This is a genomic window from Wolbachia endosymbiont (group A) of Barypeithes pellucidus (assembly GCF_964030885.1).
GTDB lineage: Bacteria > Pseudomonadota > Alphaproteobacteria > Rickettsiales > Anaplasmataceae > Wolbachia.
Genome location: NZ_OZ034985.1, coordinates 1021873 through 1035769 on the forward strand (window position 1 = coordinate 1021873; position 13897 = coordinate 1035769).

Annotated in this window: 12 protein-coding genes and 2 pseudogenes; 10 read left to right on the forward strand and 4 right to left on the reverse strand. The window is 33.8% G+C overall.

The window, feature by feature from the left end; translation table 11 throughout:
- Positions 1-139 precede the first annotated feature (139 nt).
- Positions 140-1795 (forward strand): hypothetical protein, encoded by a 1656-nt coding sequence (locus ACQH1X_RS05260; RefSeq protein WP_425385908.1) that lies wholly within the window; start codon positions 140-142, stop codon positions 1793-1795.
- A gap of 306 nt (positions 1796-2101) precedes the next feature.
- Here the strand turns inward: ACQH1X_RS05260 and ccmC are convergent, their stop codons facing one another.
- Positions 2102-2812: a heme ABC transporter permease CcmC gene (ccmC, locus tag ACQH1X_RS05265; RefSeq protein ID WP_265025583.1), complete on the reverse strand. Its 711-nt coding sequence runs from the start codon at positions 2810-2812 to the stop codon at positions 2102-2104.
- 135 nt (positions 2813-2947) lie between these two features.
- Here ccmC and ACQH1X_RS05270 point away from each other — a divergent pair, with 135 nt between their 5' ends.
- The 4 genes from ACQH1X_RS05270 to ACQH1X_RS05285 all read left to right on the forward strand — a co-directional run bounded on the left by ACQH1X_RS05270 (position 2948) and on the right by ACQH1X_RS05285 (position 5466).
- Positions 2948-3766, forward strand: coding sequence for a pyruvate, water dikinase regulatory protein (locus tag ACQH1X_RS05270; protein ID WP_425385909.1), 819 nt, complete (start codon positions 2948-2950; stop codon positions 3764-3766).
- 69 nt (positions 3767-3835) lie between these two features.
- Positions 3836-3964 (forward strand): type B 50S ribosomal protein L36, encoded by a 129-nt coding sequence (ykgO, locus tag ACQH1X_RS05275; protein ID WP_006279631.1) that lies wholly within the window; start codon positions 3836-3838, stop codon positions 3962-3964.
- 49 nt (positions 3965-4013) lie between these two features.
- Complete coding sequence (locus tag ACQH1X_RS05280; RefSeq protein WP_265035566.1) at positions 4014-4328, forward strand: FtsB family cell division protein; 315 nt, start codon at positions 4014-4016, stop codon at positions 4326-4328.
- A 181-nt stretch (positions 4329-4509) separates the two neighbouring features.
- Positions 4510-5466, forward strand: a complete 957-nt coding sequence (locus ACQH1X_RS05285; protein WP_264735368.1) for an IS5 family transposase — start codon at positions 4510-4512, stop codon at positions 5464-5466.
- A gap of 415 nt (positions 5467-5881) precedes the next feature.
- On the opposite strand, the gene ACQH1X_RS05290 is transcribed toward ACQH1X_RS05285, so the two are convergent.
- Positions 5882-6811 (reverse strand): AEC family transporter, encoded by a 930-nt coding sequence (locus tag ACQH1X_RS05290; RefSeq protein WP_425385910.1) that lies wholly within the window; start codon positions 6809-6811, stop codon positions 5882-5884.
- Between the two features lie 332 nt (positions 6812-7143).
- Here ACQH1X_RS05290 and ACQH1X_RS05295 point away from each other — a divergent pair, with 332 nt between their 5' ends.
- Positions 7144-8343, forward strand: coding sequence for a multidrug effflux MFS transporter (locus tag ACQH1X_RS05295; protein WP_425385911.1), 1200 nt, complete (start codon positions 7144-7146; stop codon positions 8341-8343).
- Here ACQH1X_RS05295 and ACQH1X_RS05300 read toward each other — a convergent pair.
- Both ACQH1X_RS05300 and ACQH1X_RS05305 read right to left on the reverse strand, forming a co-directional pair.
- Positions 8340-8894: pseudogene (locus tag ACQH1X_RS05300) on the reverse strand (integrase core domain-containing protein); the annotation flags it as partial. The gene ACQH1X_RS05295 and the pseudogene ACQH1X_RS05300 overlap by 4 nt on opposite strands.
- Before the next feature lie 22 nt (positions 8895-8916).
- Positions 8917-9710, reverse strand: a pseudogene (locus ACQH1X_RS05305) (IS5 family transposase).
- Between the two features lie 417 nt (positions 9711-10127).
- On the opposite strand from ACQH1X_RS05305, the gene ACQH1X_RS05310 reads away from it, so the two are divergent.
- The 4 genes from ACQH1X_RS05310 to gatC all read left to right on the forward strand — a co-directional run bounded on the left by ACQH1X_RS05310 (position 10128) and on the right by gatC (position 13812).
- Positions 10128-10994: an ankyrin repeat domain-containing protein gene (locus ACQH1X_RS05310; protein WP_425385912.1), complete on the forward strand. Its 867-nt coding sequence runs from the start codon at positions 10128-10130 to the stop codon at positions 10992-10994.
- 116 nt (positions 10995-11110) lie between these two features.
- Positions 11111-12331, forward strand: a complete 1221-nt coding sequence (locus ACQH1X_RS05315) for a hypothetical protein (protein WP_425385913.1) — start codon at positions 11111-11113, stop codon at positions 12329-12331.
- 211 nt (positions 12332-12542) lie between these two features.
- Positions 12543-13469 (forward strand): ribose-phosphate diphosphokinase, encoded by a 927-nt coding sequence (locus tag ACQH1X_RS05320; protein ID WP_425385914.1) that lies wholly within the window; start codon positions 12543-12545, stop codon positions 13467-13469.
- Complete coding sequence (gene gatC / locus ACQH1X_RS05325) at positions 13459-13812, forward strand: Asp-tRNA(Asn)/Glu-tRNA(Gln) amidotransferase subunit GatC (protein WP_265025593.1); 354 nt, start codon at positions 13459-13461, stop codon at positions 13810-13812. Before ACQH1X_RS05320 ends, gatC begins: the two co-directional genes overlap by 11 nt.
- The last annotated feature ends 85 nt before the right edge of the window (positions 13813-13897 follow it).

Sequence of the window (13897 nt, forward strand, 5' to 3'; positions counted from 1 at the left end):
CTACAAATGAAAAGAGAAATCTACGCCTTTCCTGCACCTCTTAAATAAAGAAATATACTGTCGATTTTCTTAATATATTACCAAATTATTCATCATTATATGATACAACTTACAGCATATTTACAGTAAGGTGTTATTTATGAAAGAGGCAAAGGGGAAAAATAATAAGAGTCCAGTAGTTAGATTAAAGGCCACAGCTAAAGAGTTCAATTTTAGTAAATTAAGAGCAGATCAAGATAATAAATTAGCGAATTCTGGTGAAACAATGTTCTTAGATTTTCAAAGGATGAATTTTATTATTAACGGAAAAGAAATAGATAAAAATCTTATTATTGCATTTAAGGAAGGAGCTAAGCACCGCAAAAGCGAACTTTTTAATAGTGATGATATATATAATGACGAAATATTTAACAAAAAAGGAACAAGAGAAATAGATACGGATCATGGCAAAGCATTTGTTGCTTCAGTACTTGAAGATATTGAGAAAGAGCTTGTAAGTGATACATTGGATGAGCTATACTGCAAAGATCCCAAAACTGCCAATCATCAAAAAACCGATTCATATAAGAAAGAATTTGAAGAATTTTACAATGCTGGCCACGGGTATATCCATCTATTACCTACAGAGAGAGATGAAAACAAGGATTACCGTTCCTTTGCAAAAGAAGTTTTCAAGAAAATGTTTAGATACGCTAGTGCGGAAGTTCCAAGTGATGCTATTTTAGAAGAGCTAGTCACCAATTGTAATCAAGCAGGGTATGAGGCTGCTCCATTTATACAAACTCAACTTGCACTTGGACAGTCGTTCATAGTAGAAAATCCTAAAAAAGTAATAAACATTGATTGTGCTAACCAAAATAATGTGAGAATTAGATCTGATATGAGGCTACCAATACTCTCTGTTGAAAATCAAGTTATGCATGGCGATAAGATATGTAATCTGCCCAGTTCATTGGAATTTACAATTGAATCTCACAATGGTGAAGACTTTGTAACATACAGAGATGGTAAATTGTCACTTACTATTCCTAAAGAGTTAAAAAATTATAAAGATAATGGCAAGAGCTTGTTTGACATTATTAAAGAATATTTTCAGAAATTCTGTGCAAAATTAGGATTTAAACCTGAGACAAAAATACAAATAGAGCATGGCTTCGGTGCTCAAAGTAACTATTTAGATGGTACAATATCAACCACAGGATCAGATGCAAATGAAGAGTTTATCAATCTTTTAAGCGAAAATCTCAGAGAGAGGTTCTTGGGGTTAGGACTTGCTCTAGAAGATGTTAATGATCTTGTTGAAGTCAGAGTATCTACAGTTATGGATCTATTGAGTGATTATGCTAAATTGGAAGATAATAAAGAAAACAGAGAGTTATTAATAAGTGAAGTAGCAGATAATTTAGGGCTTTCCTTTCAAGGTAAAATAGCATCAGAAGTATTGAAAGAGTTTGATGATGAAATGTTAATGCATACAGAAGGTATAGATAATAACATAGGTCAACATATAATGGAATTAGGCTCTTTACCTTCTTTGATAAGAGGCCATATTAATCATAATCAAGTGCAGTCTGTTGTAAATACTTTTATTAAGTTAATTATTGAAGGGAAAAGCGAAGTATACAAAGAAAAAAATGCAATTAATGCAATTGATGCAATTTATCAGAAGGTAGATAAGGCAATTGTTGAGCAAGAAAAAAGAGCAACCAACAAACAAGATATAGAAAATGATAAATGGACAGATAAAATAAAAAAACAGAGATTATCTGTGGAATCACATGAACACTTACATTAAAGATACTAGTAGGCTCTTTAAATATTTTAGAGTTCATGGTTACAACGGTTGCTATTTTACAGTGCACCTCATCGTAAAAACTACGTGCCGTTGCATCATATGTTTCAAGAACGTTGGTAAAATGTTCAAGTTGATCTCGATTCAATACCTGATCTATTCTAGTTAGTTGGTCATTGCTGCTTTTAAAATTAGTTAGATCACCTAACATAGCACGTTCTTCAGTTTCAGCAGGCAAGTATTTAAAGTGACCAAAGATATTTTGCCTAATTTTCTCTAGCATATTTACCTGTATACTTACAAAGCTACCTAATACCGCATACTGATTTCTCTCTTTATTTTGTACGAATTAATCAAATGAAGTGAATACAGTATCCACACTACTAAAAAAAATGTGGCACAAAACATAAACATTACAATGAGTGGCAACAGCAAAGAACCTTCTATTGCTACTCCACCTCTTCTCAAAATGCTTGCAGGCTGGTGGAGAGTAGACCATAAATTCACGGAAAATTTTACTATAGGAATATTTATAGCACTAAAAATGGCAAATACTGCTGCTGATTTTTCTGCCCTCGCTTCATTGTCAAAAGCGCTCCACAATGAAAGGTAGCCAACATATAGGAAAAATAAGATCAACATTGAAGTAAGCCTTGCATCCCATACCCACCAGGTGCCCCAGGTTCCTTTTCCCCAGATGCTGCCTGTGATTAAGCATATTGCAGAAAAGATTGTCCCTGCAGGAGCAGCAGCATGTGCCAAGACACTAGCAATGCTATTGTTCCACACTAATGAAATGAAACTGAGTGAAGCAATTAATCCATATATTCCAAGAGCAAGCCATGCAGAAGGCACATGAAGATACATAATTCGTACAATTTCTCCTTGTTTATAATCTTCTGGGGAGAAGAATAACGCCAAAAACATTCCAATCAAAAAACATGCGAAACAAATAACCCCAAGCCAAGGTAGAGCTTTCTTAGAAAAATAAGAGAAATTTGTAGGCTTTAATAAAAACATTCGTTTTGAGAATAATTGTGTTAAGAATTTACCAATTAGTTTGAGTTTTATCAACAGGATAGTTTTTCTATATTTACGTAGGTCAACAAATTAGCATAATTTCAGTAGCAGATTGCTAGCTATTATTTTTAGTATATGACCCTTAAAAAGCTTAATCTACATTTAGTATCAGATTCAAGTGGTGAAACTGTTATATCAGTTGCAAAATCAGCCCTGAAACACTTTCGTTCTATAGAAACGATCGAATATGTTTGGTCTTTTGTAAAAGGAGAAGAGCAGATTGACAAAATTCTGGAGGAAGTTAATAGGAAAAGTGATGAGCATAATTTTGTTATATGCACTATTACTGATGATGAGCTAAGAAAATATCTAAAAGATAACTGTATAAAGTTGAAAATTCCCTATAGAGCAATATTATCACATATTATTAGAGAAATTTCGTCTTATCTTGAAATTGAAAAAGACGAAAAGCTTGACTTGCATACTGAGATAAATAACGAATATTTTCAGCGCATTGAGGCAATAAACTACACTATTAATCATGATGATGGACAAAATATTCAAGATATTGATAAAGCAGATATAATTTTGGTTGGAGTTTCACGTACATCAAAATCTCCCACCAGTACGTATTTAGCTTACCGAGGCTATAAGGTTGCAAATATTCCTTTTGTTAGTGGAGTACCCTTTTATGTCGACTTGGCAAAATTAAAAAATAAACTAACGATAGGGGTAACAATAGACGTAAGTAGGCTAATAGAAATACGCAAAAATAGACTTACTTCAATTAACAACGAAGATAATAATATATATGCTAACCCTGAGAAAGTAGAAAAGGAAATTAAAGAAGCAGAGGAGCTCTTTAAACAGAATAACTGGCCAATTATCGATGTCACGCAAAAGTCAATCGAAGAAGTATCAGCAACAATTATACAATATTTTAATAAAATGTGAAAAATTTATCAATTGACTAACTCTCTGCAAGTGATCATAATGTAAGGTAATTTAATTCTTACTATAGATATGAAAGTCAAAGGGTCGCTAAAATCTCATCGTAACAGAGATAAAAATTGTAAAGTTGTGAAAAGGGGTGGTAAGATTTACATTATAAATAAGGTAAAGCCAAGGTGTAAAGCGCGTCAAGGTTCTTAGCTTTTTGTTCACCCTTTCATGTTATATATTTCTTGTATGTGAAAGTACGGTGCTTATATCTAAAAAGAAGCAAAAGTTGCTGTGTTTAAGCGCAGCCTTACTCATTTCTTCTCTTACATTATATTTCAGCATTAGCACAATTACAGGCAAACGTGGCTTGTTGACGTTAATCGATTTAAAAAAAGAAATTGAGTACAATGAACTTTTGCTAAAGGATATCTCTTTTGAAAAGGAAAAGTTGGGTAACAAAGTATTCGGCTTATATGAAAAAAGCTTGGATTTAGATCTGCTTGATGAGCAAGCAAAAAATGCTTTAGGTTATGTGAACCCTAATGAACTTATGGTTGTTCTTGACGTGGAATAGCAGTAGACTTCTTGCGTTACCTACTGTCATCCCAGTGCTCCTTTTTTTGTCATCCGAGTAGCCCTTTTTTGTCATCCCAGTGCTTGACACTGGGATGGCTTTGTTGCATAGCAACCGAAAAAATCTGGTAGCTACTGACAAAATTCATTATAAATAACCATTTAACTGTTGAAGAAAAAATATGCCACAGAAAATGAAAGTCAGTAACCAAAACGAATATAACAAATTCCTTGAAAAAAGGGGAAATATTTTTCGTTACATCGATGAAGCTATCGAAAATTGGTATGAAAATAGTCCAAAAATGCAGGGCGGCAACTATATTTACAGTGATAAAGTCGTAATTTTGGTGCATATAATTGTCAATCTTTTTAGAATTGGTTTAAGACAAACGGTGGGGTTTATAAAAGGATATCTGCAACAAATAGGAAAAAATTTGGCAGTTATCAGCTATTCACAAGCATCAAGAAGGTTTAAAAAACTTAATATTAAGATAAATGATTGCAGGGTTGATAAAAGCAACATGGAAAATATTGAAATTATCATAGATAGCACAAGTATCAGCATTTACAGTAACACTCCTGGCCACAGTAAGGAAAACAGTGCAGATAGAAAGTACCGAAGCTACGAGCAAGTAAGAAAGTTACATGTTATGTTAAGTGTGAATAGTAAAAAAGCTATAGCTGCAAGATACAGTAATGGCGTCTACTCTGACCACTATGGAGCTTGCGATTTGCTTGAAGAAGTTAATTTTCAGCACAAAATAAAAGCATTATATGCAGATAGGGCATACGATAGGCACAAACTTTATAAATTGTGTAAGAAATACGATATAAAGACAAAAGTTCTACCAAAAAAGGATGCAGCAGAACATTCAAAAATAGATTATATGTCTGACAGAAATGCTGCTATTAGGTTAATAAAATTATATGGACAAGATGGTGTAAAAGAGTGGAAAAAGGAAGCGATTTATGGAAAGAGATCTTACATAGAAGGATTTTTCTCAAGGTTGAAGCAAGTATTTGGATTTAGCTTTAGGAATAAATCTGAAGTAAATCGTGAAAAAGAATTACTAATTAAGTGCTATTTGCTCAACAAATTCACTGATATTGGTATGGCTAAATTTGAAATCATTACATAAATTTGTCGTAAACCATCACTGCTTAAGGTGCTATGCAACAAAGCCATTCCAGTGTCAAGCACTGGAATGACACCCACTGGTGAGTCAAGCCAAAAACGTTTGTACAGCTATGTGTCAAGGCACTGGGATGACACCCTGACAACCGTCATGCCGCGATTCATTCGCGGTATCTTAGCATAGATCCCGCTAACAAGTAGCGGGATGACGTAGGAAAACCTTTCTTGGGTTAGCTATAGGCAGCAATTTTCTGTATTTATTTTAAATTGAAGAAAGCTCAAATGAAAGATCGTGTTTTGCTAAAAATCACAGAATGCAGTCTGGTTACAATCTAAGTTGCTTTAGCTATAAATTCAAGTTTTATCAATGTCTTGTGTTGTTACCCAAATAATGGTTGTGCAAGCGCTTAATTTTTTGATCAAAAAGGAACAAGTTTAGTAAAAAATAATGATATTATTAGTGGAACATAAAACAGTCCCACTGCAGTACTGATTAGAAGCAACAGAGTAGCTTTATCTGGTTGATAATTCAAAATGTTAGCAAGTATTATACTGGACCCAGAAACTGGAATAATAGCTAGCAACATCAATGCTTTGTATATGCTTTCATCATATACACCTACAATATGTTTGTCTATAAGAACGATTCCTAAAACAAATAATGGCCAGAATACGTACTTTGCTGTAATAGTGATCAAAGCAAGCTTCCAATCTACTTTAAAGCTTGTAATATTCGCAATGCTCACTCCAAGTAGCACCATTCCTAGTGTAACAAATGTACTTCTAATGTTCATCATAACATCTGTTAAAAAAGTAGGTATTTGTATATCGTATATACTTAAAAAGAAGCCCAGAATCATCGCATAAAGCGAAGGAAGTTTGAACAACTTTAATATGCATTCTTTTGCGGTATAAATACCATTTGCGGCTATGTAAAATCCTAAGCTATTTTCAAACAATGCCATCCCTATATAACAAACAACATATACAGATACTGAATCTTCATCAAATAAAGCCATGGCAATCGGCAGGCCAAAATAACCCATACTTGTGCTGCCCGAGCTAAATGCTAATATATTTCTTGTGTTATCCTTAAATAAAAAAGAAGAAAGATAATACACTGATAAGGACATAGTGCTACCTATAAACCATATCAAAATCGGCAGAGAAATTACTTTTAAATTAACTTCTGTATGAGATACTCCATATAAAATCACTATTGGATTAGCTATATAAAAGAGTATTTGAGATAGAGTGTTTCTATCAATTTTAAGACATTTTCCTGCTAAATAACCAATAAACATCGTAATATAGATAGGTAATATTTTTAGAAAAAGAGTAAAGAACATACTAGCCTATTGTGATACTTTTGACTGATAAAGTGATATTAGATCTTAAGGTATTGTAAAAGTAAACAAAATTTATTTTCCAATTTATCCAGCTCATAGTTAATTAAAAAAGATTCACTTAGTGCCAAAATTTGTTTTTATATAGGACTTAAGAATGATATTTTTATGATAAAATTATGTTAAGTTTCTGTAAAGCTTCTTGCATATTTTTAAATAATGATGAAAAATTAAACTGCTTGTGGTAATTTAGACGGACTGTTGAAAAAGTAAGAAAATGTTCTTCTTTTAACGCTTTAAATGTGATATTTTTATTCATTAATTAAAAATTTCAAATGTTACTACCATTTCTGTTAATCCTGTCTCTAATTGCCAAGTTCATTGAAATTGATATTTCCGTGCCTAGCTTTCCGGATATAGTGCGCTATTTTAACGTATCGGAAGGAACAATTCAATTAACTATTGCTTATAATTTTTTAGGCTTTTGCATAGGAGGGTTGTTTTTCGGTCCATTGTCTGAATGCTATGGCAGAAGGAGAATTATGATCATAGGTAACACTTTGTTATTAATCGGTGCTGTTGGTTGCGTTTTTGCACCGTCGGTTTTTTGGCTTTTTATCTCTCGCTTTGTTCAGGGCATTGGTGTTAGCACATCTGTAGTTGTGTTTGCAATTGTTGCAGACAGTTATCAGGGTGACAAAGCAATAAAATTTATTGGAATCATGAATTCTGTTCTAACAGTTGTCATGGCAATTGCACCTATTTTAGGAAGCTTTATTAACGAAGCTGTAGGGTGGCGTAGTAATTATGCAACTGTTGCAGTAATTTGTTTGATCTCTTGGATTTTACTACTTTTAGCGTTACCAGAAACAAAAAAGGACCGCGATATTTTCAGTTTGAAAAAAACGGTGAAAGATTACGGAAAATTATTATCGAGTTCAAAATTCGTTGCATTGTCTTTAATACCAAGTCTCTTTACTTCTGCATATATGTCATTCATTACTTGTGGGCCATTTCTATACATGGAAACTTTTGGATTACCAAGCAAAGTTTATGCACTACATCAAGGTTTGATTGTAGGTTCCTTTTCTCTAACCAGCTTATTTTCCGGTAAAATCCTACAAAAATTTGGAGCAAGATGGTGTGTAATTTCTGGTACGAGCGTAGGTGCTATTGGGTCTCTATTGCTTGTAATATTCAGTGTAATCATGCCCCATTCTTCCTACTTAGTAACACTGTCTATGATTATTTTTTCTATCGGTTGTGCAATGTGCCAGCCAGTGGTTTTGAACGCATCAATAAATGTTTTCCCTGAAATTAAAGGTACGGCTTCTTCTGCACTCTCGGTCATTAGAGCTTTTATCATGGCTATTTTTATCGGCTTAACAAGCTACGTTTACAATGGTCAAGCGATCAGTGCAGCTATTCTTGTTCTATCTGCAGTAGTGCTAGAACTTGTTTTTACTGCATATTTATTACTAACTACACCCTTAAGATCTGGTATGATTAATAATTTTGTAAAAGACAAGAATTAACTGACAGAAGAATTAAAACTAATATCATGCTCTTGTTTAATGCTACTAATATTTTTCTGAAAAGCAATATGTTTACTATCCAAAAACGTTTGCATAGGCATAGCAATATTTGCCTGAGTGAGGCCTTGTCTCATTGTAAGAACGCAACCAGTGATCAACATCAATCTGTCAAAGAATTGTAGATTTTTTTTCTAAAGATAATATTGTAACACTCATCTTGCATAGTTCTGTGAAACCTTTCACATATGTCACTAGTTTGTAGAGAGTTGGCTTTGGTTCTAGAATGATCAACGTTTTCTATTCCCAAATATAGCTGATAAGCGTGATTTTCGGGCTTGCCACAATACTCCGTACCCCTATCAGTTAGAATGCGTAATAATGGAATTTTCTGCTCATCCAAAAATGGAATAACTCTACCGTTGAGAAGGTCTGCAAGCTGTAATAGCTGTTCTACCCGTGTAAAGTTTAACCATTGCAACTCTGGAATAAGTATCAACAAAAGTCTGCTGATCTATACCTTTGATATTGTCCACATAATAGGTATCCTGAGAGCTTGTCCGGAAACTGGTAAACTCAAGCATATTCCCTCCTTAACATAACCCTACTCATAGCCAGGTATATGAAATTTTCAGTGGATGTTGTAAGTAAATCGTATTCCTTTGATAGCCTTCTATTCCTCAAGCAAAAGTCCTTTCTACAACCCATCTTCTTGACTGTACTTTAAACCCCTGTTCCCTCATTGGTAGTAGTTCAGGTGGTGTGTCTTTGTGTACCCAAAACCTACATGGAGGCCTTTTAACAATTTCAATGTCTATTCCGTACTCTTTTTCTATGTACTCCTTTAAATTTCTTCCTTGATACCCCATATCAGCCCACATTTTCTTAACGTTAGTATATTTTTTCCTCATATTATCCAATGCTACCATCTCTGTCATTTTCACTAGCAGCACCCACATAACAGCCTAATATAAAACCCTGAGATTATGTGCCTTTTTCTACCTTTTACTTTTTTACTCCCATCATAACCTTTGACCCCCCTTTTTCTGTCGTTTTTACAGATTACTATGCAAGCACTTGGCTCCTCGTTTCTTCCCATTTTTGACCTACTATATTTAGTGATATCGTAGTTCATTTTTTCGAAAATTCCTTGCTTTTTCCACCTCCTAAATTGTTCATATACTGTCTTCCATGACGTGCGGTAAATAGCGCCATTGACATCCTGTACGTAGTACATAAAAAATTGCCGATAATACTTCTCTTTTGCTATGTTTTAGCGGCCTTCCTCCTTTCTTGTATGATACTCTAAAGTGTTTCTCTATTAGCGACCACTCTCTTTCACTAAGATCTGTAGGATACTTTTTTCTCATTTCTAACCCCATTTTTAAAACTCATATACTATACTTTTTTTCGTTTGCGGATAAGCTCTAACCAACTCAGTATCCAATCTGGATCCAAGTAGTCAGCTACTCGGATGACACCTTTTTGGATGGAAACCAGTGTCAGCTACTTGGATGACAGGAGAATGATGTCATTCCAGTGCTTGGCACTTGAATCCAGCTTCTATGCAACCTCATCAAAAACATTCATTTAGTATAAGATCAGCTAGGGTCATACCGCCGCGGCGCTAACAAGCAGCAGAATGACGGATTTGCTGTTTACAAAATTGTCGATAAACATAAATTTCTCTAACCGCGGTTAAAATCTTAATTATTATTAATATTGTATTAATAAAAACTTAATAATAATCCTTAATAATATATGAACTAACATGTTCGCAATTTCGTATGACAGAGGAAACAAAAGATGGATATGCTTCCTTATATGTTGCAATTCAGGAAGGTAATATTGAAGCTGCAGAACTACTAATCAAGTGTGGCACAAACGTCAATGATCATTATGAACGCAATCGTACGCCACTGCATATTGCCATCGGACGCAAACAATTAGAAATAGCAAAATTGCTAATAAAAAATGGAGCAAACGTTAATGCAAAAACTCAAAATCATGGTAAAGATGATCTAACACCAATGCACTTTGCAGTGTTTGCAGATACGCCAGAATTTATAGAATTACTAGCTAGCCATGGTGCGCTGATTAATGAAAGAGAAAGCACCGAAGGGTATACTCCTCTTCACTTTGCTGCTTTGTATGGTAATAAAAATATAATACAAGCCTTAATTGATAAGGGGCAAAATATCGAAGATGTGGACAATAATGGGCGAACAGCTCTGTTTTTAGCTGCTAGGCAGTGCACTGAAGCAGAAGATGATAGCAGAATAGAAATTATCAAGTATTTGATAGACAAGCTCAAAGCAGATGTAACAAAAAAAGACAATAATAACAATACAGTACTTTTTCCTGCTGCCAATAATTGCTCTGGAGAAGTAGTGAAACTCGTTATTGAACAGTATATAAAAAGCTTTGAGCTAGAAAATTTTATCAACCACAAAAATAATGATGGAATGGATGCTTTAGATATTGCGCTGAATAGTGGAAACGAGAAAGCTATTGAAGTATTAAGATCATATGGAGCAGATATCGAGAATAAGGTAGATGGTAGTACTCAAAAAATTACTGCAGAAAAACCAAGTAGTACCCTAGACAGAGCAGAAAGTGCAGAGGTAGCATCTCCAATTAAGCAAAAAGTATAAAGCTTTTTATAAAGCGATCAGTAAATCACAGAGAGCTATAGTAGTTCACAAATTTTTTATTGATATAATTTTAATATTCTAATATACTAGATCGAGTGCTTTAGAGGAAATATAATATGTTAGCAGGTGCAGATAATAATCAACAGCAAAATAGAGCAAACACTATAATAGAGAGAGTACGAAACGCTTATAACAATACTGGTAGAATCAAAAAATTCATTAACATACTTTTACTGATAAGCACAATTCCTCCACTTTTTCTTCTTATACGGTTCTTTTTGTATTCATGGTTAGTAGATTATTTTTTAAAACCAAAAGAAAATGAAACAAGATTATCGGCCTGGCCAAAAAATATCATTAGGGGAATATTAAAGGTTGTTTTAACCATATGCATTATTATTTCCTGTATACTTTTAGTGCTGCCTATGTTGTTCTTAAGTTTGCTAAACCAAGCACTCATTAGAGAAATACAGCAGATTTTTAATTTTATACAAGAAGCTCCAGAAGAAGAAAGGCAGTTTCTCATGCACGATTTAGTTAATGTTCTTCCTTTTGTTGCACAAACTACTCACGATCCAAGTGCAGTTTCTAGTATAAATTTAAGTGTTGATAGACTCATAGAAAAATATAAGGAGAACCTAAGTAAGGATGAATTCTATACACAACTAAATAGAGGAAATACAACTGATGTTGAAGAGTACATTAAACAGTCAAATGAATTTACAGAAGACGAAAAATCTCATGCACTTAAATGCTTGGAGTTTATTAATAAAACAACAGAAGATAGTTATAGCAAATTAACACTAAAACAAACAGCTGTTTTGTGTTGGAAAGCTTGCAACGATAGAAATACAGGAACGATAGACCAAAAAATTCCTTTAAGTAACAAGGACATAAAAAACAGAAAGGATATGTTTATTAAAGGTCTTATAGATGCAGCAACAACTTATGGTAATCACGGTCAAAGTTGTGCTGGTGGAACATATAATAAAATGGTTGAGTCTTTATCTGGCTTGCATCCATCGGTAGTTATTACACTAAATAAACAGGAAGTTGGTGGAATGATAAAAGAAACGATTACTCAAAAATTTCCTGAAATGGCCAGGGAAAACCTTAGTAATTTTTCTGAAGAAGAACAAGAAAAAGTCCGAAATGAATTACCAAAGGTCTCACCTGAAACAGTAATGTATATCATAGCTACACGCTTAGCTCTTGAGAAAAAGTGTCAGGGGTTTAGCAGTGGACTAGGTAATGATAAAAAGGAGGAAATACTAGAAGAATGTATGAGTAATTTATCCTATGTTGAACTGAAGAATCAAAACGAAGTGGTAAGGTAAATTATATTTCATTAAAGTCATTTATCTTGAAACATAAGCAGGGTTTTGTATAATTATTTCAATTTAGATCTATTTATTGAAATAATGCATGAAAATGACAGGTCATTGTACAAGAGGTACCTAATTCGCCGACAAGAATGCTAGATAAAGAAACTTACATTTCAATTATTTCATGATTTCTGTATAATCTTAAAAACTCAATTAGTGCGTTATGAAGATAATAATGGGTAATGCTAGTAAGGAATTAGGGGAATCAGTAGTTAACCGGCTAGATGTTCAACCATCCTCTGCTTGGATATCAAAGTTTACCGATGGTGAGGTAAATGTAGAAGTAGAAAATGATCTATATAATCAAGAAGTATATATAATACAATCTCTTTCTCCCCCTGTGAATGATAACCTTATGGAGCTTCTGCTTATAATTGATGCAGTAAATAGATTAGGAGCCAAAAGGATAGTAGTAATTATTCCTTATTATGGATATAGCAGGCAAGATAGAGTTATCAAGAACAATAATATGCAATCTGCTTTAAGTGCCAAATTAGTTGCAAATCTTATTCAAACTGCAGGTGCAAGTAGTGTTGCAGTTATTGATTTGCACTCAAGTCAAATTGAAGGATTCTTTGATGTACCGATAACTAATTTGAACTGCTTTGAAGCATTTGTTGACTGTATATACACGGAAAATTTGGCAATTGTTGCACCTGATGTTGGAGCAATTGGCAGAGCACGTGCTTTTGCAAAGACTTTAGAGGAAAAGTGCAAGATAGGGTTAAGTGGTAAGATTATTGTAGTAGATAAATATAGGGAGAAAGCAGGCACATCTCAAGTAATGAACATAATAGGAGAAGTTGCGAATAAAAATTGTGTCATTGTTGATGATATAGTTGACTCTGGTGGAACATTGTGTAATGCAGCTCTTGCTTTAAAAGGCCACGGAGCAAAGTCCGTAATTTCATGCATTACACATGGCGTGCTTTCAGGAAGTGCAGTTGAGAAAATCTCTTCCTCTTCTTTAGATAAATTAGTGATTACGGATACCATACTTCACAAACTTGAAAAAACTGGTAAAATAGAAGTTGTTTCGGTCGTAAATATTTTAACTCACTTCATCCAAGGAGGTAAAGATGCCAACTAGATCAACAGAAGATGTTATTACTTCACTAATAGAATTTGCAAATAAGAGAAAAATAACAATTACCAAAGAAGAAATGCTTAAAATTGCACAGCTTGTAAGGATTAAGTTATCAAATGATGAGATTGATCACTACTCCAAAGAACTGACAATGCTGGATTGGATACATGATACTTTATTGCAAGTTAATACTGAAGGTGTTTCTCCTATGCATTATGGCAGTATAGACAAGGACATTCATGTACGCGATGATGTTATAAATTCTCAAAACATTAAAGAAGAGATATTGTCCAATACAAAACCTGAGCATGGGTATTTCGTAGTGCCAAAGGTTATAAACGATTAAGGTATAGGGAGAGTAGACCGGCGGATCTTCCCCGCCAGCCTCTCGCAGAACCTTACTATTACCCATAAATCTAAAAATGGAGAAA

What these genes read in the sequence shown, in the direction of transcription:
- ACQH1X_RS05320 (WP_425385914.1), top strand. Translation starts at nt 12,543, where the DNA reads ATGAAGATAATAATGGGTAATGCTAGTAAGGAATTAGGGGAATCAGTA.
- ACQH1X_RS05295 (WP_425385911.1), top strand. Translation starts at nt 7,144, where the DNA reads ATGTTACTACCATTTCTGTTAATCCTGTCTCTAATTGCCAAGTTCATT.
- ACQH1X_RS05315 (WP_425385913.1), top strand. Translation starts at nt 11,111, where the DNA reads ATGTTAGCAGGTGCAGATAATAATCAACAGCAAAATAGAGCAAACACT.
- ACQH1X_RS05260 (WP_425385908.1), top strand. Translation starts at nt 140, where the DNA reads ATGAAAGAGGCAAAGGGGAAAAATAATAAGAGTCCAGTAGTTAGATTA.
- ACQH1X_RS05270 (WP_425385909.1), top strand. Translation starts at nt 2,948, where the DNA reads ATGACCCTTAAAAAGCTTAATCTACATTTAGTATCAGATTCAAGTGGT.
- gatC (WP_265025593.1), top strand. Translation starts at nt 13,459, where the DNA reads ATGCCAACTAGATCAACAGAAGATGTTATTACTTCACTAATAGAATTT.
- ACQH1X_RS05285 (WP_264735368.1), top strand. Translation starts at nt 4,510, where the DNA reads ATGCCACAGAAAATGAAAGTCAGTAACCAAAACGAATATAACAAATTC.
- ACQH1X_RS05310 (WP_425385912.1), top strand. Translation starts at nt 10,128, where the DNA reads ATGACAGAGGAAACAAAAGATGGATATGCTTCCTTATATGTTGCAATT.
- ykgO (WP_006279631.1), top strand. Translation starts at nt 3,836, where the DNA reads ATGAAAGTCAAAGGGTCGCTAAAATCTCATCGTAACAGAGATAAAAAT.
- ccmC (WP_265025583.1), bottom strand. Translation starts at nt 2,812, where the DNA reads ATGTTTTTATTAAAGCCTACAAATTTCTCTTATTTTTCTAAGAAAGCT.
- ACQH1X_RS05290 (WP_425385910.1), bottom strand. Translation starts at nt 6,811, where the DNA reads ATGTTCTTTACTCTTTTTCTAAAAATATTACCTATCTATATTACGATG.